This is a genomic window from Rhizobium tibeticum, from assembly GCF_900110205.1.
GTDB classification, from domain to species: domain Bacteria; phylum Pseudomonadota; class Alphaproteobacteria; order Rhizobiales; family Rhizobiaceae; genus Rhizobium; species Rhizobium tibeticum.
In genome coordinates, this window is the sequence record NZ_FOCV01000002.1 from 117,949 (window position 1) to 142,159 (window position 24,211).

The following is a 24,211-nucleotide window of genomic DNA, read 5'->3' on the forward strand; positions in this document are numbered from 1 at the left end:
TTTAACCCGCGGCGGCATAGACCGCCGCGGCAGCTTCCTTCAGCTTCTCCATCATCGCACGATATGGTCCCGGTCCGTAGCTGACGCGAGAAACGCCGAGTCTTGCGAGCGTCTTCACATCCGGCGCCCCCGGCCTCATCATGACGTTGACCGGCAGTGTTGACGCGCCGCAGATTTTCTCGATCAACACTGGATCAATCAGCCAAGGCACGAAGAAGCCGCTGGCACCGGCTGCAGCGTAAGCCTTGCCGCGCTCGATTGCTTCGTCGACGAGGCCCGCATGCTTGGATTGGTCGCCTTCGCGCAGGAACAGATCGGTGCGTGCATTGATGAAGAATGCAATGCCACGGCCGTGCGCCATCTCGCGAATAAAGCGGATGCGGGCAGTCTGCTTATCCACAGGATGCAGCCCCTCTCCGCCAACCACTTGGTCTTCGAAATTGATGCCGACGGCGCCCGCGTCGATCAGCGTGGCGACATTGGCGGCCGCTCCGGCAGCCTCGGTCGAGTACGCCCCTTCGAAATCGACGGAGAGCGGCAGGTCGTTGACCGCCGTGATCTGGCGAACCGTGGCTACCAAGGCGTCCAGCGGAATCTTCTCACCATCCCCATAGCCTTGTGCTGCGGCAACCGACCAGCTTCCCGTCGCCAGCGCTTTGGCCCCAGCCTCGGTCACGGCCTTCGCCGTTCCAGCGTCCCATATGTTGTAAAGGACGACCGGATTGCCCTTTTGGTGCAGCCCGCCGAACGCCCTTGCTTTTTCAGCCTGGTTCATTGAATTTCCTCCACAAACAGCCTCTTGGGCTTCATCTTATCTTCGTGCCGCAAAAGCCATTGCTTGCGCCAGAGCCCGCCGCCATAACCGGTCAGCGACCCGTCGGCACCGATCAGCCGGTGGCAGGGGATGACAATCGCCATCTGGTTCGCCCCGTTGGCGCGGCCGACGGCACGCACCATCTGCGGGTTCTCCATGCCACGTGCAATGTCGCCGTAGGCGCGTGTCTCGCCAATCGGTATTTCCATCAGCTTCGACCAGACCCGGCGCTCGAAAGCCGTGCCGAATCCCAGCGCAAGCGGCGTCTGGAACGCCGTGAACCGGCCAGCGAAATAGGCTTTCAGCTCGGCATCGATCTGCTCGATCGCCGGCGTGCGGCCAGATGCAACCGAGGAGCGCGTCTTGCGCTGCAGCTTCGCCAGTTCTGCTGGCAACGCCTTGCGGTCATGGAACTCGAGAAGATGCAGATGCGTCTGGTCGGCCACAGCCACCATGGGGCCGAGCGGCGTTTCAATCCAGTCGGCAACCAGAAGATCGCGATTCTGCGACATGACAGGCGCTTTGCCGATCAGCCGCTGAAATGCGGCGCGGAACCCACTGCCGGACTCATATCCAGCCTCGATCTGAGCATCGATGACCCGCGCGCCGTTCGCCAGTTGTTTTGCCGCCTCGCCGAGACGCCGGTAGCGGGCGATATCGAGAAAAGTCATGCCGAGCGACCGCTTGAAAGCCCTCCGTACGGTCGAAGGATCGTAGCCGCGACCGATCAGGTCATCCTCCGTCCAACGCGCTGCCGGATCGCCGTCGAGTACATTGAGCAGTTCGTCGACGAGCGGCTCCCGGCCCGCCTCTTCCAGCGGTCGGCACCGTTGGCAGGGTCGGAATCCCGATTGCATGCAAGTGGCGACGGTATCATAGAACAGCGTGTTTTCCCGTTTGGGCTTGCGAGCCGGGCAGGTCAGCCGGCAGAAGATACCTGTTGTCTTGACGCAGACGTAGGCAAGGCCTTCGTAGGCCGGGCTACGGGCAATCAGCGCATCATAGAGCGCATCGTCACTAGGAAGATCGAAGAGCATGAGGCGTTCTACCATCCCTTGCGGGCCGCGTCCGCCGCAAATCGGGCGTCGATTTTATTTTGCGGCATCAATGACGGCTGGTATCGACCGCCTGGGCGAACGCGCCGGCAACAGCATTGATTCCTCCTCCGCATCCTGCGGTGCTCCCCAGAAGGCCTCCAGCGTCGGCCAACGTCCGGCGATTGCTGCAAGAGCTGGCGGATGATCTCGGCAATTTGCAGCGGCCCGAACTCGGCGTCGATCAAAGTGACCTCATGCCCGGCATCGATCAGCGGACCGCCGATCGAGAGTGGGCCAAGCGGCGGAAGATGATCATCAGGGATACGGCTGCCGATTGCGGCATGCGGCGGATTTATCAGGGTGATTTTCACTTGGCTGTCCCGGGTTGCAGAAGCTGCAGAACAGACCCATACCCACACGATGGCAAAATTCAGCGAATCTCGCCTTAAAGTTGAGAACTTCCGAAGGCATTTTTGCGAAGATTTGCGCCGAAAGACTTTGGCACAGGCCGCAGGCCATGCCATAACGCCCCCATGACCAAGATAGATCGCACGCCAACCAAGGCCGACTTCTCGCATGTGAGCGAGTGGGTTTTCGACCTCGACAACACGCTCTACCCGCACCATGTCAACCTTTTCGCGCAGATCGACAAGAATATGACGACCTACGTCTCGACGCTGCTGCAGATGGAGCGGGACGAGGCGCGCAAGCTGCAGAAGCAATACTATCTCGATCATGGCACGACGCTGCAGGGTTTGATGATCCACCACGGCGTCGACCCGAATGACTTCCTCGAGAAGGCGCATGCGATCGACTATTCGAGCCTGACGGCGCAGCCCGAACTGGGTGCGGCAATCAAGGCCCTTCCGGGTCGCAAGTTCATCTTCACCAACGGCAGCGTCAAGCATGCCGAGATGGCGGCCGGCGCGCTCGGCATCCTCGAGCATTTCGACGATATCTTCGACATTGTGGCGGCGGACTTTGTGCCGAAGCCAGCGCAGGCGACCTATGACAAGTTCGCGGCGCTCAAGCGCATCGAGACCGGCAAGGCGGCGATGTTCGAGGACCTGCCCCGCAATCTCAAGGTTCCAAAGACGCTTGGCATGCAGACCGTCCTGCTGGTGCCGAACAACCTCGAGGATACGGTTGTCGAATGGTGGGAAAAGACCAGCGGCGAGGACGATCACATCGACTTCGTGACTGACGATCTTACTGATTTTCTTGCGAAGATTGCCGGCTAGATTACCAAAGTTTCATCCAGCTTACCGATCTTTAATTGGGCAGTTTGCCGCACCGGCCCTACCCTTTCATCTGTAATCCCCATTAAGATTGCAGATTGAAAGGAATTGAAATGTCTCGGAACAAGCTGATACTGGCCGCACTCTCCTCCGTCATGATCGTCGGTGCCGCAGCCGGCACCAGTTTTGCTGCGTCACACGACAAGAAGCATCGTCCGCCTCGCCCGCAACACGGCATGGGCATGATGATGGGACCGCGCATGGGCGCGATCCGTGAAGTCATCTTCGTTCGGATGCTGAAGCACTTCGACACGAACAAGGACGGTCAGATTTCCAAGCAGGAAGCCAAGGATGGCATGGAGGCAATCTTCGTTGCCATCGATACCGACAAGGACGGCTCGCTGACGCCGGGCGAGATCCGCAAGTACCACGAAGCCAAGATGGCCAAGGCGAAAGCTCCGGCTGACGATGGCGCGGATGACGATGCTGCACCGCCGACCGATGCCGACAACGCGCAGCCGGCACCACCGCAGCCCGAACCCGACGGCGGCCCCGATCGCCGCGGCATGCATGGCGCGATGATGCGCGGCATGATGATGATGCAGCGCATCGATACCGACGAGAATGGCCAAATTTCCAAGCAGGAAGCCGAAGCCGCCTTCGACAAGTTCTTCACCTGGATGGACCGCGACAAGAACGGCGTGATCTCGCTCGATGACATGCCGGATCGGCCGCTCCCGTAAGCAAAGGCTTACCGATAGAGAGGCCTGCCGCTCCGGCGGGCCTTTCTATTCGTGGCGCTCGTAGAAATCCTCGATGATCTTCCACGCGGCGTCCGCAGTGTCGACGAAGCTGATCAGATCGACATCGTCGGGCGCGATCGTGCCAAACTCGGCCAACGCCTCGAAATCGATAATACTGCGCCAGAACTTTTCCCCAAACAGGATGAGCGGCATCTTTTCCATGCGGCCCGTCTGGATCAGCGTCAGGCATTCGAAGAACTCGTCGAGCGTGCCAAAGCCGCCGGGAAAGACCGCGATCGCCTTGGCGCGCACCATGAAGTGCATCTTGCGGATCGCGAAATAATGGAAATTGAAGCTCAGTTCCGGCGTGACGTAGACATTCGGCGCCTGCTCGTGCGGGAGCACGATGTTGAGGCCGATCGAGGGAGCGCCCTCGTCAGCGGCGCCGCGATTGCCGGCTTCCATCACACCCGGACCGCCGCCCGTGACGACGACATACTCATGAAAATCGAAGCCCGCCGAATATTTCGAGCACAGCCGCGCGAACTTGCGTGCTTCGTCGTAGTACACCGACGCTGCTTCCAGATTGGCGCGCTGCGTCTCGTTTCTTGCCGCCCAGGCGCTCTGGCCGGGAGCCGGAATGCGCGCACCGCCGAACATGACAACGGTCGACTTGATGCCGCGCTCCGTCAGCAGCATTTCCGGCTTCATCAATTCCAGCTGCAGGCGGATCGGCCGCAGCTCCTCGCGGCACAGAAAGTCCTCATCGGCATAAGCAAGACGGTAGGCGGGCGACAGCGTCTGCGGCGTCTTCGGCACGGCCTCGGCGCGGTGCTTGTCGGTTGCGCTCGTCTTCAGCGGGTCCCAGACGCCATCCTTGCGCCGCAGCCTGCCGTTTCTTGCCTTTGCCATGTCGAAATGCCTTTCAGTACAGCCGGCAAATACTGCCGGTAGGTCGTTTCATGCGTGAATCGGGAGAATTACCATGCCCCGAAAAATCATTCCATTTTACCCTTGCATGGGATAGAGCAGATCGCATCCCGCCAATCACAATTCCCGGAGGCTTCGGTCTCCACGATAGAGATCGAAGTTTAAGGAATTCCCATGAGCGCCACCGAGCTTTCTTCCCTCGAAAAGACCATCGAAGCTGCTTTCGATAACCGCGACAACGTCAATACGTCCACGAAGGGCGAGGTCCGCGATGCCGTCGAGGCAGCGCTCGAACTCCTCGACGGCGGCAAGGCACGCGTTGCCGAGCGCGGTAGCGACGGCGCCTGGAAGGTCAATCAGTGGCTGAAGAAGGCCGTGCTCCTGTCGTTCCGTCTGAACGACATGGAAGTCGTCAAGGGCGGTTCGGGCAACTCGACCTGGTGGGACAAGGTGCCATCCAAGTTCGAGGGATGGGGCGAGAACCAGTATCGCGCCGCGGGCTTCCGCGCCGTGCCGAACTGCGTCGTGCGCCGCTCGGCCTACATCGCCAAAAACGTCGTGCTAATGCCCTCCTTCGTCAATCTCGGCGCCTTTGTCGATGAAGGCACGATGGTCGACACCTGGGCGACCGTCGGTTCCTGCGCGCAGATCGGCAAGCACGTCCACCTGTCGGGCGGCGTCGGCATCGGCGGCGTGCTCGAGCCCATGCAGGCAGGCCCGACCATCATCGAAGACAACTGCTTCATCGGCGCGCGTTCGGAAGTCGTCGAGGGCTGCATCATCCGCGAGGGCTCGGTTCTCGGTATGGGCGTCTATATCGGCAAGTCGACCAAGATTGTCGACCGCGCGACAGGCGAAGTCATGTACGGCGAAGTGCCGCCCTACTCCGTCGTTGTCGCGGGCTCGATGCCGTCGGGCAACGCCACGATGGCCAATGGCCTGCCGGCACCGCACCTCTATTGTGCCGTCATCGTCAAACGCGTCGATGAAAAGACCCGCTCGAAGACCGGCATCAACGAACTGTTGCGCGACTGACAAGTCGTGACGTTCCGGCGGCCCGCGCGTCTTGGGAGATACGCGCCGCCCAAACGCTGACATCCGGACATCGATCCGGCAAAATGGACGGCACATTTCAGCAAGGCGGTATCGCCGCCTTGCCTTTTCTTTGCCACTCCCGCTGGATAGTTCCACACCCATGACCGCTACCGATCCCGTCGCCAATCTCCAGGTTCTGATTCGCTGCCCGTCTGTCACGCCAGCCGAGGGCGGTGCGCTTTCGGCGCTCGATGCCATGCTGTCGCCGCTCGGCTTCAAGGTGGACAAGGTGAAGGCGACAGCACCGGGAACATCCGACATCGAGAACCTCTACGCGCGCCTTGGCGATGACGGCCCGCATCTGATGTTTGCCGGCCATACCGACGTGGTTCCGGTTGGCGACGAGCAGGCATGGTCGCACCCGCCCTTTGCCGCCGAGATATCAGGTGGCGAGCTCTTCGGCCGCGGTGCCGTCGACATGAAGGGCGGGGTTGCCTGCTTCGTTGCGGCCATCGCACGCCATATCGAGAGGCATGGAGCGCCGAAGGGTTCGGTCTCCTTCCTGATCACCGGCGACGAGGAAGGCCCGGCGATCAACGGCACGATCAAACTACTGCAATGGGCTGCCGAGCGCGGCGAACGCTGGGATGCCTGCCTCGTCGGCGAACCGACCAACCCGGACAAGCTCGGCGACATGATCAAGATCGGCCGGCGTGGCTCGCTCTCCGGCAAGATCACGGTGCACGGTGTCCAGGGCCATGCCGCTTATCCACATCTGGCCGACAATGCCGTGCGGGGTATCTTACAGTTGACTCAGGCGCTGATGGACCCGCCGTTCGACGGCGGTACCGACAATTTCCAGCCGTCCAACCTTGAGGTGACGACCATTGATGTCGGCAATCCTGCGACGAACGTCGTACCGGCCAAGGCGACGGCGAGCTTTAACATCCGTTTCAATGACACGTGGACGGCCCAGAGCCTGCAGCAGGAGATCCTGCGCCGCCTTGACGCAGCCGCCGCCGACGGCGTGTTGCGTCCCGGTCGCGCGCCGCTGAAGTACGATATCGTCTGGGCAGAGCGGCCGAGCCACGTCTTCCTAACGCGCAACAACGCGCTGATCGCCTCGCTTTCCTCCGCGGTCGAGAGTGTGACCGGCCAGTCGCCGAAACTCTCCACCACAGGCGGCACGTCGGACGCCCGTTTCATCAAGGACTACTGCCCCGTCGTGGAGTTCGGTCTTGTTGGCCAGACCATGCACATGGTCGATGAACGTGTCGCTGTTTGCGACCTCGAGCGACTGACAGTAATCTATGAAACCTTCATCGAGCACTGGTTCGCGAATGCCGGGCTTTAGAGAGGTTCAATATTATCTGGCGGGGATCTGGCTGCTGATCCGCATGGATCCGCGTGGGTTCCGCTTCCTCGACATGTCGGAGCGCGGCGTCAACCGCTCGTTCTGGGCAATCCTGTGGTGCCTGCCGCCGATGGGAATCTCGTGGCTCTGGTGGCGCCAGGCCTTCCTGCAGACGATGCCGCCGCATACCGATGTCGGCGCGCTTTTCTATTTCCGGCTCGGGCTCGTTGAAGCCGCCAATTGGTTCGTTCCCCTGGTCTTTGCAGGCTTGCTGCTGCTGGCCTTCAAGAAGGGCGAGCGTTTCGCGCCCGTCATCGTCAGCGTCAATTGGCTGGGCGTCCCGCTCTCCTACATCAACGGGCTGCTGCTCGCACTGGTCTTCTTCCTGCCACAACTTGTCGGCGTCGTCTCGCTGCTGCTGCTTGCCTTCATGCTGGCGCAGGTGTTTGCGATCGCACGCATTCTCAGGATGATCTTCTACGGCCAGGGCCTGATGATCGGGGCACTCACGCTGGTGCTGCTCGTGCCATCGCTCATGCTGTCGGAATACCTGCAGCGCTTTCTCGGCATTTATCCGGTATAAATCGGCCGGGATCGACCTATTCCGACAGGGCAATCATGCGTGCCTTCAGGAGGTCGACCATCCCTTTCACCTTCATCGTCAGCGCGCCCGGCGGCCGGAGTGCGTAGATGCCGCTGCCATCTGGCCTCGGCAGGATCGTCGGGAAGAGCCGCACCAGCCTGCCGTCTCTCAACGGCTCGGCCACCAGCCATGTCTGCAGGTGGATGATCCCAAGCCCGGCGATGGCGCTTGCAAGAAGCCCGTCCATGTCGCCGCAAACAAAACGACCCGAAACCTCAAGTCGGTCTTCGGAGCTGGTTTCGCCGAAATGCCACATCCCGGCCTTCATTGGCTTCGGTGTGGTTAGGCAGGCGTGATGCACGAGGTCTGCCGGCACCGCGGGAACACCGTGCCGCTGAAGATAGGACGGCGCGGCACAGACGACGCTCTCCGTTATCGCAAGCTTCGTCACGAGAAGCGCGGAATCCTGCAGCTTGCCAATGCGGACGGCAAGATCGATGCCATCCTCGAGAGGATTCACGGCCCGATCCTCCAACGACAGTTCGAGATGCACCTTCGGGAACCGCTCCAGATAGACCGGCACCAGCGGAACGACGTGACGCTGGCCGAAGCAGACCGGCGCCGAGATCATCAGCCATCCCTGCGGCTCGTTCGCCATCGCCGCGACGATGCTTCGGGTCTCCTCGAGCTGGCCGAGTACCTGCCGGGCGCGGTGGCAAAGCGTCTCACCTGCCGATGTCAATGCGAGCCGGCGTGTGGACCGGTAGAACAGCTCCACCCCAAGCTCGCCTTCCAGCATGTCGATCTGCCGCGATATCGACGATGCCTGCATATTCATGTCCCGGCCTGCGGCGGAAAAGCTCCCACCGGCAACAACCCTGAGAAAGACATCCAGCCGATCCGCGAAACCCGTCATCTTTGTCCTCCACGCAAAGCTCTCGCGGATATAGAGACGATTATTGCAGTCGGACGCAAGCATTAAGGTCTCCCATCGTCAATGCGACGAGGCGGGCACCAAGGCTCGTCCAAATCTTCCAACCGTCCGTGGGGCGGCCGAGTGCGCCCGCCGTTTCTTCGAGAGGAAAAACATGTCTTGCTACGCAATCGTCAGGCCAGACCCGAAAATGACGCGGCTACTCGACAGCGCAATCGACTCCGCGCTGGACGAGAAGCGGCTTGTCGGCACCGTCGTCCTGGTCGCGCGGGAGGGCCGCATTGTCTACAGCCGTGCCGCCGGCATGGCGAACCGGGAGAGCGGCCAGCCGATGAGCACAGACACGATCTTCCGGCTTTCTTCGGTGACCAAGCCGATCGTCGCCATCGCCGCCATGCGGCTTGTCGAAGAGGGGCGCATCGATCCGGCCGATCCCGTCGCCCGCTGGCTGCCCTATTTCTGTCCCCCGCTGGCGGACGGATCCGCATCCGTCATCACCATCCATCATCTGTTGACGCATACGGCAGGTCTCGGCGACGGCTTCAATGGGGATGCAAGCAAGCGGAAGCCCCTCGGCGCCGATATCGCGGGCAGACACCCCAGCATCGCGCTCGAAGAAAAGCTTCGCCATCTTGCAACCCAACCGTTGCTCTACGAGCCCGGCAAGCGGTGGCGCTATTCGATCTCGATGGATGTTCTCGGTGGCATCATCGAGAAGGAGACCAGCGCGCCGCTAGGCGAGGCAGTCGCCGCGCTCGTCACGGAGCCGCTTGGACTTTCCGACACTGCGTTTCATGTCACCGACCGCGGCCGCCTTGCCGTCCCCTACAAGAATGCAGCGCCACAACCCGAGCCGATGGGACGGGAGGATTCGATCATCACCCCTTCCGGCGTGTTCGGCTACTCGCCGGGGCGCATCTTCGATCCCGATATCTATCATTCCGCCAGCGGCGGCATGGCAGGCACAGCCGGCGATATCCTCGCCATACTCGAAACCATAAGACGCGGCGGAGCGCCGCTGCTTGATGCGAGCACCGTTTCCGCGATGATCCGCGACCAGACGAACGGCCTGACCGGACTTCAACGACCCGGGCTGGGTTTCGGCTACGGCTGGGCTGTCGTCACCGATCCCGACCGCGCCGGGCTGCCGCTGGCGCGGGGAGCGATCCAGTGGGGCGGCGTCTACGGCCACTCCTGGTTCATCGATCCGGAAAGGAGCCTGACGGTGGTGGCGCTTACGAACACGGCGCTCGAAGGCTTGTTCGGCGCTTTCCCATTCGATATCGGCACGGCCATCTATCAAGCCCTGTAAGCCAGGTCATGATAGATCGTCACCGTCATCGCTGCCCTCCAGCCTGCGGTGGCGGTCGGTAATGACTTCTGGATAATCGACCTGCATGAAATAGAGCCCGTCGGGGGGCGCAACGGGGCCACACGCCTTGCGGTCGCGGGCATTCAACGCAGCGCGGACATCGTTCGGCGTCCATTTGCCCTCACCGGCGAGCTTCAGTGTTCCCGCAAATGACCGGATCTGGTTATGCAGGAAGCTTTGGGCCGTCGCGCGGATCTCGATCAATTCGCCGCTTCTTGTCACGTCCAGCCGATCGAGTGTGCGGATCGGGCTGTTGGCCTGGCAATGGGCGGAGCGGAACGTGGAGAAATCATGCTTGCCGACAAGTGTCTGCGCGGCGGCATGCATGGCCTCGTGATCAAGGGTCTTCGGGACCCACCATGCCTTGCCGGCCTCAAGCGCCAGCGGCGCCCGGCGGCTGATGATGCGATAGAGATAGTGGCGCCGCAGCGCCGAGAACCGTGCATCGAAGAACTCACTCGCCGCTTCCACGCTGATGATCGCGACGCGCTCGCCGGCCAGCTTGAGATGGGCGTTGAGTGCGTTCTGAAGCTTGAAGCCCGACCATTCCCTGGCAAGGTCGGCATGAACCACCTGACCCGTGGCATGAACACCGGAATCGGTGCGGCCTGCCCCACGAATCGACACCGTCTCACCGCTCGCCGATCGGATCGCCTTCTCGATCGCACCCTGGACGGACGGCCCGTTTTCCTGCCGCTGCCAGCCGACGTAAGGACCACCGTCATATTCGACGATCATGCGGTAGCGGTGCATCAAGGGAGCCTCGTGCCTGATGCAAGTGGCGTTCCACGCAGGAAGTCGGCAGCCAGCAACGGCTTGCCACCGGCCTTTTGCAATTTGGTCAGGCGAACGGCGCCGGTTTCGCAGGCAACGACCAGATCGTCTGTCAGCAGTTCACCGGCGCTGCCGCTGCCTTGCGCAAGCTCCGAGGCCAGCACCTTCACCCGCTCAGGCTTGCCGCCGATTGCAACTTCGAACCATGCGCCGGGAAACGGCGCCAGACTGCGAATGTGATTATGGACTTCGGCAAAACCCTTGGAGAAGTCGATCCGCGTCTCACCCTTGTCGATCTTGGCGGCGTAGCGCACGCCCTCCGACGGCTGCGGCGTCAGGGGAAGATCGCCCATCTCGAGCTTGACCATCGCCTCGGCCATCGCCTTGGCACCGAGATGCATCAGCTTGTCGTGCAACTCTCCGGCCGTCATGTTGGCACCGATCTCGACTTCGCTGGTGAGAGCCACTGGCCCGGTATCCAGGCCTTTGTCCATCTTCATCACCATCATGCCGGTCTTTTCGTCGCCGGCCATGATTGCCCGCTGGATCGGGGCGGCGCCCCGCCAACGCGGCAGTAGCGAGGCATGACCATTGTAGCAGCCGTAGCGCGTGCCGGTCAGGACCGCCTCCGGCAGCAGCAGGCCATAGGCAACGACCACAGCGACGTCGGCATCATGGGCCCTGAAGCGCTCGCGCTCTTCCGGATCCTTGAAATTCACCGGGGTAAAGACCGGAATGCCGAGCAGTTCGGCCGCCTGCTGCACCGGCGACTTCTGCAGGTCCAGCCCGCGCCGTCCGCCTGGCCTTGGCGGTTGGGTGTAGACGGCAAGGATCGTGTGCCCGGCGTCGACCAGCTGTCGCAGGGTCGGGACAGAAAATTCGGGCGTGCCCATGAAGATGATGCGAAGCGACATTTCTATCTCGCCTTGTTTCCGGTCGGCCGTCTTCAAACGGGTTTACGCGCTTGAGATCAAGCCCCTTCAGGCACCTGCCCGCGACATTGCTGGCCCGCGGGGCGCCATGCATTTGCCCGTCTTCGTCGGATCGGCGCGCCTCTCAAGCAGGGCCGCACCAACGGACGTCCGGGTTAGAGAGCCTTCGTCGACTTCGCCGCCTTGGTGAACTTCTTGACGACCATGTCGCGCTTCAGACGGGAAATGTGGTCGATGAAAAGCACGCCGTTCAAGTGGTCGATCTCGTGCTGCAGGCAGGTGGCGAGCAGGCCGTCGGCCTCCACCGTCTGCTCCTTGCCGTCGCGGTCGAGGTACTTGACCGTCACGGTCGCAGGCCGCTCGACTTCAGCGTAGTAGTCGGGAATGGAGAGGCATCCCTCCTCATACACCGAACGTTCATCGGAGGAGGCGACGACTTCTGGGTTGACGAAAACCAGCGGTTGCTTCTCCTCGCCTTCGCGGGAAACATCAATCACCAGCATGCGGCGCGGCACGCCGATCTGGATGGCAGCAAGGCCGATACCCGGCGCATCGTACATGGTTTCAAGCATGTCGTCGGCGAGGCGCTGAAAATCGGCATCGACGCGCTCGATCGGCTTGGAAACCTGACGAAGCAGCGGATCGGGAAGAATGATGAGTGGCTTGATGGTCATGGCGTTCCCATAACGCATCTTTTTCCAGGATGGAATTATCCGGCAGGCAGGTGGAGCGCTTTTTTACGCCCCAGCCCGGAATTTCGCCGCGTTGCTATCAGGCGGCGCGGCGCGGAACGGCCATCGAACGATGCTCGACGCCGGTACGGAAGCGCTGCAGCAGCGCGATCAATTTGTCGACTTCGCCGCGCAGGCGCCGAGTCTCGGACGAGGTGTTCTCGACCATTCCTGAGTTCTGCTGCGTGATCGTGTCCATGTTGCGGATGGCGAGGCTGACCTCGTTGACCCCGGTTGCCTGATCGCGTGCGGCAGCGGCGATATCGGCAACGAAGCGGTTGATGATATCGATGCGGTTGATCATGTCGTTTAGTGCCTCTCCGGTGCTGCTGACGATGTCCACCCCTTCGTTCACCTGTGTCGAGCTTTCCGAGATCAGATTCTTGATCGCCTTGGCCGCGTCTGCCGTGCGCTGTGCGAGCTGGCGAACCTCCTGCGCCACTACGGCAAAACCCTTGCCCGCATCGCCAGCACGCGCAGCTTCAACGCCGGCATTCAGCGCCAGCAGATTGGTTTGGAACGCAATCTCATCGATCACGCCGATGATCTTCGCGATCTCGGTCGACGATTTTTCGATGCCGGCCATCGCCGTAACGGCGCTGGTGACGAGCTCGCCCGAATTCTTGGCCTTCTGTTGCGTCTCGCGAACAGCGCCGGACGCCTTTTCGGCGTTTGCGGCTGTCTGACCGACGCTGACCGAGAGCTGCTGCAGCGCCGCCGAGCTTTCCTCGACGCCGGCGGCTTGCTGGGCCGTGCGCACGGCAAGGTCATCTGTGGCCTTGGCGATCACATCAGTACCCCTCAGGATTTCGCCCGAGGTTGCCCGCACCGAGGCAAAGGACGTTCGAAGAGCCGCGACCGCGCGGTTATAATCGTCGGCCATCGCCCTGAAGTTGCCGGGCAGGTCAGGAGGTAGGGTCGCCTCGAGGTCGCCGTTCGAGAGGGCCTCCAGGCCGCGGCGAAGATGGTCGAGCGCAATTGCCTGATCCTGTTCGGCTTTCGCCCGCTCTTCCTCCAGCTTGCGGCGCCTCTCTTCAAGCGCTTCGAGGTAAACCGAGATCGAGTAATCCATATCCAACATCGCCGCCTTGATAACGGCGGCAAGCTTCTCGGCCAGCACCTTGCCCTGCTGCTTGGCAAACATCGAGGGCCACTGCTTGGCCATAAGGCCCTTCACGAGTTCGCTCATCAGCAAGGCATAGCCGCCGATGTACCAGCGCGGCTCGAGGCCGATGCGGGCGTGTGTCTTGCCAACCGCGACCACGCCCTTCACGTAGCTTTCGTCGAAGTTGCCGCCCGCCAGGTTGGCCCAATGCTCTTCCTGACGCTTCTTGGCGTGTCCCATATGTGCCTTGTCGGCAAAGAAGCTCGCAACCTCCGATGTCTTCGCCAGCTTTGCGTAGAACTTGTCGAGGGCGCCGCCGAGCAGCTCCGAGATTGCCGGGCGCATCTCGCGCAGCGCCGTGCGGGCTCCATCATCCAGTTCGATGAAATCGAGGCGTTGCTTGAGCGCGCTGTCCGACTGCTGGCTGGTCATGATGTCTCTGCTTTGCGATTGATGCTGAAAGGAAATTTGAGCAGAGCTTTTGCGCAATATGGTTGAGCAATGGTTAAATGCGCTTGCGATTCGTCAGCCGTCGTTTGTTCTCTCCGGTCATTTCGCCTGCCGGCACACTTGTGGGATGTTCACGTTTTGATCTAGATATCTCATTTGAGTTTGCTATTGTTGCCAGCATGAACACCAACTCTGAGTCGTTTCTCCTCGCCCTGTCGCAGATAAGCCCCGCCATGCTGGCGCTCGCCGGAGGCGCGATTGCCGCGCTGATCCTGCTTTTGATCGTCCTTGTCGCCCGCAGCGGGCAGGTGCGAAGAGAGCAGGCAGAGGTGGCGAGCTTGCGCGCCGCCGAGGCGGATGCCCGCATGGCCGAGCTTTTGAAGATCCAGGCGGAAATGCACGGGCGCATGTCGACGATGGCCGAAGTGTTCGGCTCGAGGCAATCTGAGCTGAACCAGGCGATCAGCCAGCGCCTGGACGGAATGTCGCAGCGCGTCAGCACGACGATCACCGAACAGACCAAGTCGACGCACGAGAACCTGCAACGGCTGCAGGAGCGTCTCGCCGTCATCGATGCTGCCCAAAACAACATACAAACGCTGGCGAAGGACGTCGTCAGCCTGCAAGCGATCCTCTCCAATAAGCAGACACGCGGTGCTTTCGGCCAATCACGCATGGAGACGATTGTCGCCGATGGCCTGCCGATGGGCGCCTATGGATTCCAGCAAACGCTGTCCAACGGCTCGCGTCCCGACTGCACCATCCGGATGCCCAACGGCGCGCCGCCGCTGGTGATCGATGCGAAATTCCCGCTTGAAGCCTGGAACGCGATCCGAGACGCGGGCGGACCGGATGGAGCCAAGGTCGCCTCGCAGCAGTTCCGTCGCGACATGGAAACGCATATCCGCGATATCTCTGAGAAATACCTGATCCAGGGAGAGACGCAGGACACGGCCTTTATGTTCGTGCCGTCTGAATCGATCTTCGCCGAGATCCACGAGAATTTCGAAGCAGTCGTGCAGAAGGCGCACCGATCGCGCATCGTCATCGTGTCACCTTCGCTGCTGATGCTCTCCATCCAGGTCATTCAGGCCGTCTTAAAGGATCAACGGATGCGGGCCCAGGCACACGTCATCCAGGGTGAGGTCGCAAACCTGATGGACGATCTCGGTCGCCTCGACGAGCGCGTCCGCAAGCTGCAGGGGCATTTCGCGATGGCGCAGAAGGACGTCGACCTGATCGTCACGTCCGCCGACAAGCTAAACAAGCGTGGATTGAAGATCGAGGCCCTGGAGTTCGAGGGCGGTGAGGACAGCAACAGCAAGACCACGGCACGAGACAATGACCCCGCGCCGAAATCCGTCGACAGCCGCAGTGGGCTTCTCAAGCTCAGGGTGGTTGACGACGAGTAAGGCCTTCGGGCAGTGTCGCGCCCAAGAAAGCATTGGACGGGACACCCATGATCACAGTTTTCGGCTCCATCAATATGGACCTCATCGCCACCACTGCGCGCTTGCCTAAACCCGGCGAAACGGTCGCTGGCAATGGATTCTCGACGGCGGCGGGCGGCAAGGGCGCCAACCAGGCGCTTGCCGCGCGACGCGCCGGGCGCACCGTTCATATGGCAGGGGCTGTCGGTCGGGACGGCTTTGCAGAGGCGGCGCTCACATTGCTGAAGGAGGCCGGCACGGGGCTTGAAACCGTCAAGCAGGCCGACGGGCCGACCGGAACCGCGCTGATCCTCGTCGGCGGCGACGGCGAGAACATGATTGCGGTGGTGCCCGGTGCGAACGGCACAATGACGCCAGCCGACGCCGACGCAGCGATAGCAGCGATGAACAAAGGCGACATTCTGATGCTGCAGCTCGAGGTGCCGGTTCCAGCCGTGGAGCGCGCGTTGGCCGGCGCCCAGGCGAAGGGGGTCACGACGGTGCTCAACCTTGCGCCGCTGATCGACGACGCTGCACGCCTCGGCCGTCTTGCCGACATCGTGATTGCGAATGAAACAGAGTTCGAGCGCCTTGCCGGCCAGGAAACCATGGGGCCCGACGATCGCGAGGCCGCGCTGAAGCGTCTGAATGCCGAAACCGGGCAAACCCTGATCGTGACGCTCGGTGCAGACGGAGTCATCGCAATCCGCGATGGCGCTATCTCGCGTGCCAAGGGGCTGAAGATCGAGCCGATCGATACGGTCGGCGCCGGCGACACCTTCTGTGGCTACTTCGCCGCAAGCCTCGACGAAGGTCTCGATTTCGAGGCATCGCTACGCCGAGCAGCGGTCGCCGGTTCGCTCGCCTGCCTCAAGCAAGGTGCGCAGCCATCGATACCGTCCAGCGCCGAAGTCGCAAACAAGCTATAAAGCAATTCTCACGGCGGCATGCCTGGGCAGCTTGGCGCGGATACCTTCGATTTTCTTTGGATTTCATTCAAATTTAAGAGATTTCCGGCGATGTTTCAGCCATCACCGGACCTCTCTCAGGGCCGGCTTCTGCAACGGCTGCTCCATGAGGGGGCGACGCCTTCGTCCCCTGTGCCGATGAATGCCCCGTTCGGCACATCCTTGCTCCCCGAGGAATCCATGTTCATCTTTCGCATGAAGTCGCTTGCAGCCAAGCTTATTCTCATTACCGGCATTGCCATCGCCCTTGTCCTCCTCGTTTCGAACTTCTTCCTCATCGGTGAGACGCGCAACCGTGTCCAGACGCTCACCATGGATCAGGCTAATCTGGAGGCGAAGGCGATCGCCAACGAGGTCGCCTCCTCCGTTGGCGAATTGGCAGGGGCTGCACGCTCAATGGCCGGCACGATCGGCCGCGGTCAGGAAGGCAAGTATCTCGACCGCAAGGCCGTTTTAGACATGCTGAAGGCAAACGTCGAGCGCAACCAGTTCGCCTTCGGCAGTTGGTTTGCCGAAGAGCCGAACACCTTCGACGGCCAGTCGCCTTTGATGGCCGGCAAGGTCGATTTCGGCGCAGCCAAGGATGGCACCTTCAACCCGTACTGGACGAAGAGCAAGGACGGTGGCTTCACCTTCTCGACCTTCGAGTCCGACTACAAGGCCGCCTGGTATGCGCTCGCCGCGGAAAGCAAGAAGGGCGCGCTGTCGCCGCCTTATGCCGAGACGACGACCGGCGAGAATACGGCCATGACCTCGATTGCCTACCCGGTCATGTCGGGCGGCAAGCTGATCGGCGTCAGTGGCGTCGATATCTCCCTGAAGGCGCTCCGGGACAAGCTCTCGACACTTCATCCCTTCGGCTCTGGCCGCGTCACGCTGCTTTCACAGACCGGCAAATGGATCGTCGCGCCAATCGCCGAGCTTTCCATGAAGGACTATGACGGCGAAGGCGCGGATGCGGTGAAGAGCGCGCTCTCGACGCTGCAGCCATCGGTCGTTAAAAATCTGACCTTTGATGGCTACGAGCCGTTCGACCGCGTCGTCTATCCCTTCGCCCTGCCCGATGTGAACACGGCCTGGGTCATCCTCGTCGACGTGCCGCACACGGCCATCAACGCGCCCGTTCAGGATCAGACCTTCATGATGGTCGCCGCCGGCATCCTCGTGCTCGCAGCCGTCATGCTCGCGCTCTATCTCGCCGTCCGCTTCCTCGTTCAGCGCCCGATCGGCAGTCTCGTTGCCAGCGTCAAGGCACTCAGCGACGGCCGTTACGAACAGCCGGTCGCCGGTCAGGACCGCGCCGACGAGATCGGCTCCGTGGCCAAGGCCCTTGAAGGCTTCCGCTTTGCGCTCGCCGACACGCAGCGCCTCGAAGCCGAGGCAAACAGCCAGCGTGATGCAGCCGAAGCTGAGCGCGGTCGGTCGGAAACCGAGCGGCATCAGTCGATTACGTTGCAGCGTCACATCGTCTCGATCGTCGGCTCCGGCCTGTCGGAACTGTCAGAGGGCAATCTCGGCCACCGCATTACCGAGGACTTCCCGGGCGAATACGCCAAGCTGAAGCAGGATTTCAACGCGGCGCTGGAAAGCCTCGAAGAAACCATCAACACGATGAACCTCAGCGTCGTGAACATCGGCTCGGGCACGAGCGAAATCAGTGGCAGCGCCTCCGATCTCGCCAAGCGCACCGAGCAGCAGGCAGCAAGCCTGGAGGAGACCGCAGCCGCCCTCAACGAGCTCACCGCGCAGGTCAATTCCAGCGCGGAGAACGCCCGCACAGCTGCCGACAACGTCAACCTCGCCTGCGAGGATGCGGAAAAGTCGGGCGAAGTGGTGCGCAAGGCGATCGCTTCGATGAAGGGTATCGAGCAGTCGTCCACCGAGGTTTCGCGGATCATCGGCGTCATCGACGAGATCGCCTTCCAGACCAACCTGCTGGCGCTGAATGCTGGCGTCGAAGCCGCGCGTGCCGGTGAAGCCGGCAAGGGTTTCGCCGTTGTCGCACAGGAAGTCCGTGAGCTGGCACAGCGTTCCGCCAATGCCGCCAAGGAGATCAAGACGCTCATCAACACCTCGGCCGTGCAGGTCAAGGAAGGCGTCGATCTGGTCGGTCGCGCCGGCGATACGCTGCACAAGATCTCCGAGCAGGTCATGGGCATCAATGGCCTTATCCGCCAGATCTCGGCATCAGCCAGCGAACAGGCGATTGGCCTGAAGGAGATCAACCAGGCCATGAACCAGATGGACCAGGTTACCCAGCAGAACGCCGCCATGGTCGAGGAGTCGACGGCCGCCAGCGTGACGCTCAACGATGAAGCCCAGACCCTGAAGCAACTCGTGACGCGCTTTCGCGTATCCGGCATGGGCCAGGCTTCGGCGCTTCGCTCCACAGCTCAGCAGATGCGCGCGCCGAGCGCGGCACCAGCCTATCGCCCGGCAGCCGCGCCAGCACCACGCCGCGCGGTTCCTCAGGCGCACGGTGCGGCCGCGCTCGCCCAGGACAATTGGGAAGAGTTCTAAGCCGAGTCCGATGGCTTGAAACGAAAAAAGGCGCCTGAGCAATCAGCCGCCTTTTTACTGGAATATTGAATGCTCAAGCTGCGTTGGAGGTCTGTTCCTCGTTGAGGAACGCATAAATCGCCGAAGCAGAGTCGGTCGCACGCAGCTTGGCGACGAGATCGTGGTCGCGCAGCACGCGGGCGATGCGCGACAGAGCCTTGAGGTGATCGGCGCCTGCGCCTTCCGGTGCGAGGAGCAGAAACACCAGATCGACGGGCTGATCGTCCAGGGCCTCAAAATCCACCGGCTGATCGAGACGTGCGAAGATGCCGACGATGGAGTGGACGCTTGCGAGTTTGCCGTGCGGTATGGCGATGCCGTTTCCGACGCCGGTCGAGCCCAGGCGCTCGCGCTGCAGGACAACATCGAAAATTTCCCGCTCCGAAAGTCCTGTGACTTTCGACGCCTTTGCAGCCAATTCCTGGAGGAGTTGTTTCTTGGAATTTACCCTGAGGGCGGGAATGATCGCATTTTGCTGCAGCAAATCTGCCAAAGCCATTTTATTTTCCTTCTGCGCCAAGAAAGGGAGAGCGGCAGCCTAACTGCCGCCCATCGCCTGATCTCAGCTTTTGATGCTGGCTGCATCAATCCAGCCAATGTTACCGTCATGGCGACGATAAACGATGTTTAGTTGTTCCTTGCCGGGGCTACGGAACAGCAACAGCGGCTCGTCCGTCATGTCGAGCGCCATCACGGCGGTCGCTACCGACATTGTTTTCAGTTGCTTGCTACTTTCAGCGACAATCGCCGGCGCGAAGTCGTCTGGAATCTCGTCGTCCTGGTCCGACATCCCATCCATGACGGTGTACGCGACTTCTGCAGAACCATTCTGGTGATTTCCGGAGTGGTGATCCTTCAGCTTGCGTTTGTAGCGGCGAAGACGCTTCTCGATCCGTTCGGAAGCGGCATCGAAGGCCAACTGCGGATCCATCGCCTCTCCGGCGGCATGCAACACAACTCCGCTATCGAGATGGAGCTTGCAGTCGGCGGAAAACCGGGCGTTGGCCTTTTGCACGATCACCTGACCAGAATACCCTCCGTCGAAGTATTTCGTGACGGCTACACCGATTTGGTCCTCAATCCGCTGACGGAACGAGTCACCAATTTCCATATGTTTACCGGATACACGCACACTCATGGAGTTTCCCTTCTTATAGTGGTTTGCGAGTACCAGTTTACGCCAAGGCTCACCCTCATCCAAGCACTTCGCGCGATCCCAAGCAAGATCGGCCGAAGTTCCCGGCTTCAGGCGCCCTGAGGATGATGGGGATAACTTCCAACGCTGTCCACAGCGCCAATTGCGGCGCGCTTCTAGCCAGAAGTTACCAAAATGTCAACAGACACATTCATTAGAACTCGGAAATACACGCATTGGTCGCCGCACACGACAATCAAAAGCCCGCGACCTTGGCCAAGGCCCGCTTCTCCCGCCTGCGCTGGACGGACGAAGCGATATTCATTGCCTCACGGTACTTCGCGACCGTTCGGCGGGCAAGATCGACGCCGCCCTTCCTCAGGATATCCACTATATCGTCATCGGAGAGCACGGCATCCGGGCTTTCCTGCATGATAAGGGCGCGAATCTTGTGGCGCACAGCCTCGGCCGAATGGCTGTCGCCGCCTTCGACGGCACTGATGGAGACGCTGAAGAAATATTTGAGCTCGAAGAGACCCCGCGGCGTCAGCATATACTTGTTCGATGTCACGCGGCTAACGGTGGATTCGTGCATCTTGATCGCGTCGGCCACCGTCTTAAGGTTGAGCGGTCGCAGGTGATCGACACCGTCCATCAGGAAGGCATCCTGCTGCCGAACGATCTCGCTTGCGACCTTCATGATCGTCTTGGCACGCTGATCGAGGCTCCGGGTCAGCCAGTTGGCGGTCTGCAGACATTCCGACAGAAAGGCGTAATCGTCACCACTCTTCGTGACTTTGGAAAAATACGCTTGATTGACCAGAACGCGCGGCAGCGTGTCGGGATTAAGCTCGACCAACCAGCCGCCGTCGGAGCCTGCGCGCACGACGACGTCGGGCATGATCGCCTCCGACATTCCGGCTTCGAAGCCCGCGCCTGGCTTCGGATTGAGCTGGCGGATCTCGCCCAACATATCGAGCAGATCTTCTTCATCCACGCCGCAAAGCCGCTTCAGCGTGGCGAAATCGCGCCGCCCCAAAAGCTCGAGATTGCAGACCAGCGCCTGCATGGCGGGGTCGAAGCGGTCCTTCTGCCGAAGCTGGATCGCCAGGCATTCGGCCAGGTTGCGCGCGAAAACGCCGGGCGGATCGAGGGTCTGCAAGGCGGCGATCACGCGCTCGACATCGTCGACGCTCGCGCCCAGCCTATCGGCAGCTTCCATCGCATCGCCCTGGAGATAGCCTGCCTCGTCCAGCTGATCGACGAGGTACTGGGCGATCAGGCGATCGGACATATCGGGCAAGATAAAGGGCAATTGCTGGGCAAGGTGATCGCGCAACGAGATCTGACCGGCAACGAAATCATCGAGATCGTAGCTTTCTGCCCCTTCGCCGTTGCCGGGCATTGACTTCCACTGGCTGATCAACTCTGGAGCGTCGGCGCGCTGCGGGACGCCGTCATCGGGAAAGACGTTGGCATAGTTGGCATCGAGTTCGTCGCTGAGGCGACTTGCACCGCCGGTATTGCCGCTCTCGTACCAGTCGCCCGACAAAACCTCGGTTCGGCTGTCGTAGCCGCCATCGCCGGGTTCTTCCACCTGCGGTGCATAGGCCTCATCCTCCGCGCCTCCGCGCTCGGTGATTGCGTCCGCGTCGTTTGACGGAAGTTCCAATAGTGGGTTCTTTTCGACTTCCTGGGCAATGAACTGCGTCAGCTCGAAATGCGTCATTTGCAGCAACTGAATGGACTGCATCAGTTGCGGTGTCATCACCAGCGACTGGTTCTGGCGCAGGAAAAGATTGGCCGACAGTGCCATAGCGGACGCGAAACTCCCGTTCGTCTCCTCCGGGAAACCGCGTCCTGTCACGGGCTCAGGCCACGGAAATCCAAGTTGGCCCAAAAATTGCTTTTTTATTCTATTTGGTCAAGCGGAACTGTCACAGAAGGTGAATTTCCGCGGCGCCGGAGCGCGTCAAAGGCTGAAATTGTCGCCCAGGTAGAGGCGGCGCACTTCCGGATTGTTGACGATGTCGTTGGCACGACCATGCGTCAGGACTTCGCCAGCATGGATGATATAAGCGCGGTCGATCAGCCCCAAAGTCTCGCGCACATTGTGATCGGTGATCAGCACGCCGATGCCGCGCGCCGTCAGATGATGAACGAGATGCTGGATGTCCGCGACGGAGATCGGATCGACGCCCGCGAACGGCTCGTCGAGGAGCATGAAGGTAGGATCGGTCGCCAGCGCGCGGGCGATTTCGAGGCGGCGACGCTCCCCACCGGAAAGCGACACGGCCGCACTCTTGCGCAGCTTACGAATGTGAAACTCGTCGAGCAGTTCATCGAGCTTCTTCTCGCGCGCAGCCCTATTGTTGATATGCACTTCCAGAACCGCGCGAATGTTTTCTTCAACAGTCAGACCGCGGAAGATCGAGGCTTCCTGAGGCAGGTAGCCAACGCCCAGTCGCGAACGGCGATACATCGGCATCGTCGTAACGTCATTGCCGTCGATCTCGATCGTACCCTCGTCAACGGGCACAAGCCCGGTGATCATATAGAAACAGGTCGTCTTGCCGGCGCCGTTCGGACCCAGCAGGCCAACGGCCTCGCCGCGTCGAACGACCAGCGACACGCCGTTCACGACACGCCGGGTGCTGTAGGTCTTGGTCAGACCGCGCGCAATCAGCGTGCCCTGGTAACGGCTTTTGTCACCGGCGGGGGTCTCAGCAGCCGCTTGGGGGCCGGACCTGCCGGACATGGTCGATAGCGAGAATAACTTCACGTGGTAAGGCCGGGGTCAGTTCTGTTTCTGTGACTTCGGATCAAGCTGAATCTGGACGCGCCCCCCGCAGCTATCCAGCTGTGCCTGTCCCGTCTCCATGTGCACCGTCAGCTGGCAACCAGTAAAGACGTTCGGTCCATCGGTAAGGACAACCTTTTCGCCCTTGAGGATGAAAAGCTGCTTGGCCATGTCGAAAGAACCGTTATCGGCGGTGGCTGTCTGCGTGCCCGAGTTCAGGAACACCTTGTCCGTCACGATGATGTGATCGATATCAGTGTTGCCCGATGAAATCGACGCTGAAGCGTCCTTGGCGCCGGCTGCGGGGGCCGCATTCGCGTCGCCGCCCTTCGGCTTGTAGTAGACCGTCATATGTCCGGCCTGCAGCGTCGTCTTGCCCTGCACCACTTTCACATTGCCCGTGAAATCGGCCGTGTGTTCCTGATCGTGGATCTCCAGCTTGTCGCTCTCGATCTGGATCGGCTCGTCCCTGTTCAGCTTCAGGCCGTCCATCTGGCTGGTCGTTGCCTGCGCCAATGCGCCTCCGGCCAACAGCAGCAGCGCCACCGCGCCATTGAGGAATACTGCTCCCGCCTTGCGGGTAGAAATGCGACAATCGTTTGTCATGGTGACCCGGCTGTTAAGTGCCCTGTTTGTGAATGGTGGAGGGATCGACATTCATGCGTACATTCCCCTCGAATGTGATCGTCCGCCCCTTATCCGTCATCTTGATCGACTGCGCAACAATAGAAGCAGTATCTTTCTGAATACTTACGGGATCCTCGCTCGTGAGCTTCCCGCCTTTGATGTCAACCTTGGCGCTCTGGAAGTTGGCCGTCAGCCCGTTGCTCAAAAGGATGACAAAGGGGGATTTGACATCGAGATTGTCGGTCGCACGGTCGTAGTCTGCAGCCGTCGCTTCGACGCGGGCGATCAGATCGTCCTTCATCGGTACTGCGGCCTTGATCTTCTCAAGCGTCATCAGGTTGGGATTCTTGATATCCTGAAGCGCCCGCTCGGCCAACATCGAATAGTTGATTCCATCCGAATTGCGGCCCGAGATCGCGGGTTTCTCCATCACCACCTTGCCGTTCTCGATCTTGGCACCCTCGATCTTGATGTTCTCCGGCAGGTAGGTGCGAATTACGGAAACACCAATGAAGACCAGCGACACCGCAACGGCTGCGATCGGAAGTATGATCTTCAGGCGGCGTACACGTGCGGAATGGAAGCGCGCAGCGCCATAGGCGCTTTGCTGCGGCCTCACGTAGTCAGCCCTTCCGCTGGTGTTCAATGTATTGAGCATAA

Annotated in this window: 23 protein-coding genes and 1 pseudogene; 9 read left to right on the plus strand and 15 right to left on the minus strand. The window is 61.0% G+C overall.

Going from position 1 to position 24,211, the window contains the following annotated elements; genetic code table 11:
- Position 1: 1 nt before the first annotated feature.
- The 3 genes and pseudogenes from BSG20_RS02505 to BSG20_RS02515 all read right to left on the minus strand — a co-directional run.
- Positions 2-775 (minus strand): isocitrate lyase/PEP mutase family protein, encoded by a 774-nt coding sequence (locus tag BSG20_RS02505; RefSeq protein ID WP_072371399.1) that lies wholly within the window; start codon positions 773-775, stop codon positions 2-4.
- Entirely contained in the window at positions 772-1,851 is a 1,080-nt protein-coding gene (locus BSG20_RS02510) for a bifunctional transcriptional activator/DNA repair enzyme AdaA (protein WP_072371964.1), read from the minus strand. Before BSG20_RS02510 ends, BSG20_RS02505 begins: the two co-directional genes overlap by 4 nt.
- Positions 1,852-2,021: 170 nt before the next feature.
- Positions 2,022-2,222 (minus strand): annotated as a pseudogene (locus BSG20_RS02515) (magnesium-protoporphyrin IX monomethyl ester cyclase); the annotation flags it as partial.
- A 162-nt stretch (positions 2,223-2,384) separates the two neighbouring features.
- Between BSG20_RS02515 and BSG20_RS02520 the strand changes: the two are divergent.
- Together BSG20_RS02520 and BSG20_RS02525 are read left to right on the plus strand one after the other, a co-directional pair.
- The gene (locus BSG20_RS02520; RefSeq protein WP_072371402.1) at positions 2,385-3,092 is read left to right on the plus strand and encodes a pyrimidine 5'-nucleotidase; all 708 of its coding nucleotides are present in this window, start codon (positions 2,385-2,387) and stop codon (positions 3,090-3,092) included.
- Positions 3,093-3,202: 110 nt separating this feature from the next.
- Positions 3,203-3,832, plus strand: a complete 630-nt coding sequence (locus BSG20_RS02525; protein WP_072371405.1) for an EF-hand domain-containing protein — start codon at positions 3,203-3,205, stop codon at positions 3,830-3,832.
- Positions 3,833-3,877: 45 nt separating this feature from the next.
- On the opposite strand, the gene BSG20_RS02530 is transcribed toward BSG20_RS02525, so the two are convergent.
- A complete protein-coding gene (locus tag BSG20_RS02530) occupies positions 3,878-4,744 on the minus strand; it encodes an LOG family protein (RefSeq protein ID WP_072371408.1) in 867 nt (288 codons plus the stop codon).
- A 192-nt stretch (positions 4,745-4,936) separates the two neighbouring features.
- Here BSG20_RS02530 and dapD point away from each other — a divergent pair, with 192 nt between their 5' ends.
- From dapD to BSG20_RS02545, 3 genes are all read left to right on the plus strand, one after another.
- Entirely contained in the window at positions 4,937-5,797 is an 861-nt protein-coding gene (gene dapD, locus BSG20_RS02535) for a 2,3,4,5-tetrahydropyridine-2,6-dicarboxylate N-succinyltransferase (RefSeq protein WP_072371411.1), read from the plus strand.
- 160 nt (positions 5,798-5,957) lie between these two features.
- Complete coding sequence (dapE, locus tag BSG20_RS02540; RefSeq protein ID WP_072371414.1) at positions 5,958-7,151, plus strand: succinyl-diaminopimelate desuccinylase; 1,194 nt, start codon at positions 5,958-5,960, stop codon at positions 7,149-7,151.
- The gene (locus BSG20_RS02545; RefSeq protein WP_072371417.1) at positions 7,138-7,734 is read left to right on the plus strand and encodes a hypothetical protein; all 597 of its coding nucleotides are present in this window, start codon (positions 7,138-7,140) and stop codon (positions 7,732-7,734) included. The genes dapE and BSG20_RS02545 overlap by 14 nt, the downstream gene beginning before the upstream one ends.
- 16 nt (positions 7,735-7,750) lie before the next feature.
- On the opposite strand, the gene BSG20_RS02550 is transcribed toward BSG20_RS02545, so the two are convergent.
- Positions 7,751-8,650 carry a LysR family transcriptional regulator gene (locus tag BSG20_RS02550; RefSeq protein WP_072371967.1) on the minus strand — a complete coding sequence of 300 codons (900 nt, stop codon included), beginning with the start codon at positions 8,648-8,650 and terminating at the stop codon, positions 7,751-7,753.
- A gap of 172 nt (positions 8,651-8,822) precedes the next feature.
- On the opposite strand from BSG20_RS02550, the gene BSG20_RS02555 reads away from it, so the two are divergent.
- Positions 8,823-9,980 carry a serine hydrolase domain-containing protein gene (locus BSG20_RS02555; RefSeq protein ID WP_072371421.1) on the plus strand — a complete coding sequence of 386 codons (1,158 nt, stop codon included), beginning with the start codon at positions 8,823-8,825 and terminating at the stop codon, positions 9,978-9,980.
- A 6-nt stretch (positions 9,981-9,986) separates the two neighbouring features.
- Here BSG20_RS02555 and truA read toward each other — a convergent pair whose 3' ends face one another.
- The 4 genes from truA to BSG20_RS02575 form a co-directional block, all read right to left on the minus strand.
- Positions 9,987-10,793, minus strand: coding sequence for a tRNA pseudouridine(38-40) synthase TruA (truA, locus tag BSG20_RS02560; protein ID WP_072371424.1), 807 nt, complete (start codon positions 10,791-10,793; stop codon positions 9,987-9,989).
- Positions 10,793-11,728 carry a methionyl-tRNA formyltransferase gene (gene fmt / locus BSG20_RS02565; RefSeq protein WP_072371427.1) on the minus strand — a complete coding sequence of 312 codons (936 nt, stop codon included), beginning with the start codon at positions 11,726-11,728 and terminating at the stop codon, positions 10,793-10,795. The genes truA and fmt overlap by 1 nt, the downstream gene beginning before the upstream one ends.
- 173 nt (positions 11,729-11,901) lie before the next feature.
- Positions 11,902-12,420: a peptide deformylase gene (gene def, locus BSG20_RS02570; protein ID WP_072371970.1), complete on the minus strand. Its 519-nt coding sequence runs from the start codon at positions 12,418-12,420 to the stop codon at positions 11,902-11,904.
- A 97-nt stretch (positions 12,421-12,517) separates the two neighbouring features.
- The gene (locus BSG20_RS02575) at positions 12,518-14,014 is read right to left on the minus strand and encodes a globin-coupled sensor protein (RefSeq protein ID WP_072371430.1); all 1,497 of its coding nucleotides are present in this window, start codon (positions 14,012-14,014) and stop codon (positions 12,518-12,520) included.
- 197 nt (positions 14,015-14,211) lie between these two features.
- Here BSG20_RS02575 and BSG20_RS02580 point away from each other — a divergent pair, with 197 nt between their 5' ends.
- The 3 genes from BSG20_RS02580 (at position 14,212) to BSG20_RS02590 (ending at position 18,950) form a co-directional block, all read left to right on the plus strand.
- On the plus strand, positions 14,212-15,444 hold the full coding sequence (locus BSG20_RS02580) for a DNA recombination protein RmuC (RefSeq protein WP_072371973.1): 1,233 nt from the start codon (positions 14,212-14,214) through the stop codon (positions 15,442-15,444).
- Positions 15,445-15,491: 47 nt separating this feature from the next.
- On the plus strand, positions 15,492-16,391 hold the full coding sequence (locus tag BSG20_RS02585; protein WP_072371433.1) for a ribokinase: 900 nt from the start codon (positions 15,492-15,494) through the stop codon (positions 16,389-16,391).
- 219 nt (positions 16,392-16,610) lie between these two features.
- Positions 16,611-18,950, plus strand: coding sequence for a methyl-accepting chemotaxis protein (locus tag BSG20_RS02590; RefSeq protein ID WP_072371976.1), 2,340 nt, complete (start codon positions 16,611-16,613; stop codon positions 18,948-18,950).
- Positions 18,951-19,023: 73 nt separating this feature from the next.
- On the opposite strand, the gene ptsN is transcribed toward BSG20_RS02590, so the two are convergent.
- From ptsN to lptC, 6 genes are all read right to left on the minus strand, one after another.
- Positions 19,024-19,488 carry a PTS IIA-like nitrogen regulatory protein PtsN gene (gene ptsN, locus BSG20_RS02595; RefSeq protein ID WP_007529605.1) on the minus strand — a complete coding sequence of 155 codons (465 nt, stop codon included), beginning with the start codon at positions 19,486-19,488 and terminating at the stop codon, positions 19,024-19,026.
- Positions 19,489-19,551: 63 nt separating this feature from the next.
- Positions 19,552-20,127, minus strand: a complete 576-nt coding sequence (gene hpf, locus BSG20_RS02600) for a ribosome hibernation-promoting factor, HPF/YfiA family (RefSeq protein ID WP_072371436.1) — start codon at positions 20,125-20,127, stop codon at positions 19,552-19,554.
- 253 nt (positions 20,128-20,380) lie between these two features.
- Entirely contained in the window at positions 20,381-21,940 is a 1,560-nt protein-coding gene (gene rpoN, locus BSG20_RS02605; RefSeq protein ID WP_072371439.1) for an RNA polymerase factor sigma-54, read from the minus strand.
- Between the two features lie 156 nt (positions 21,941-22,096).
- A complete protein-coding gene (gene lptB / locus BSG20_RS02610; RefSeq protein WP_024314541.1) occupies positions 22,097-22,882 on the minus strand; it encodes an LPS export ABC transporter ATP-binding protein in 786 nt (261 codons plus the stop codon).
- A 39-nt stretch (positions 22,883-22,921) separates the two neighbouring features.
- The gene (locus tag BSG20_RS02615; protein ID WP_177309801.1) at positions 22,922-23,530 is read right to left on the minus strand and encodes an LptA/OstA family protein; all 609 of its coding nucleotides are present in this window, start codon (positions 23,528-23,530) and stop codon (positions 22,922-22,924) included.
- A 13-nt stretch (positions 23,531-23,543) separates the two neighbouring features.
- On the minus strand, positions 23,544-24,209 hold the full coding sequence (gene lptC, locus BSG20_RS02620; protein WP_072371445.1) for an LPS export ABC transporter periplasmic protein LptC: 666 nt from the start codon (positions 24,207-24,209) through the stop codon (positions 23,544-23,546).
- Positions 24,210-24,211 lie beyond the last annotated feature (2 nt).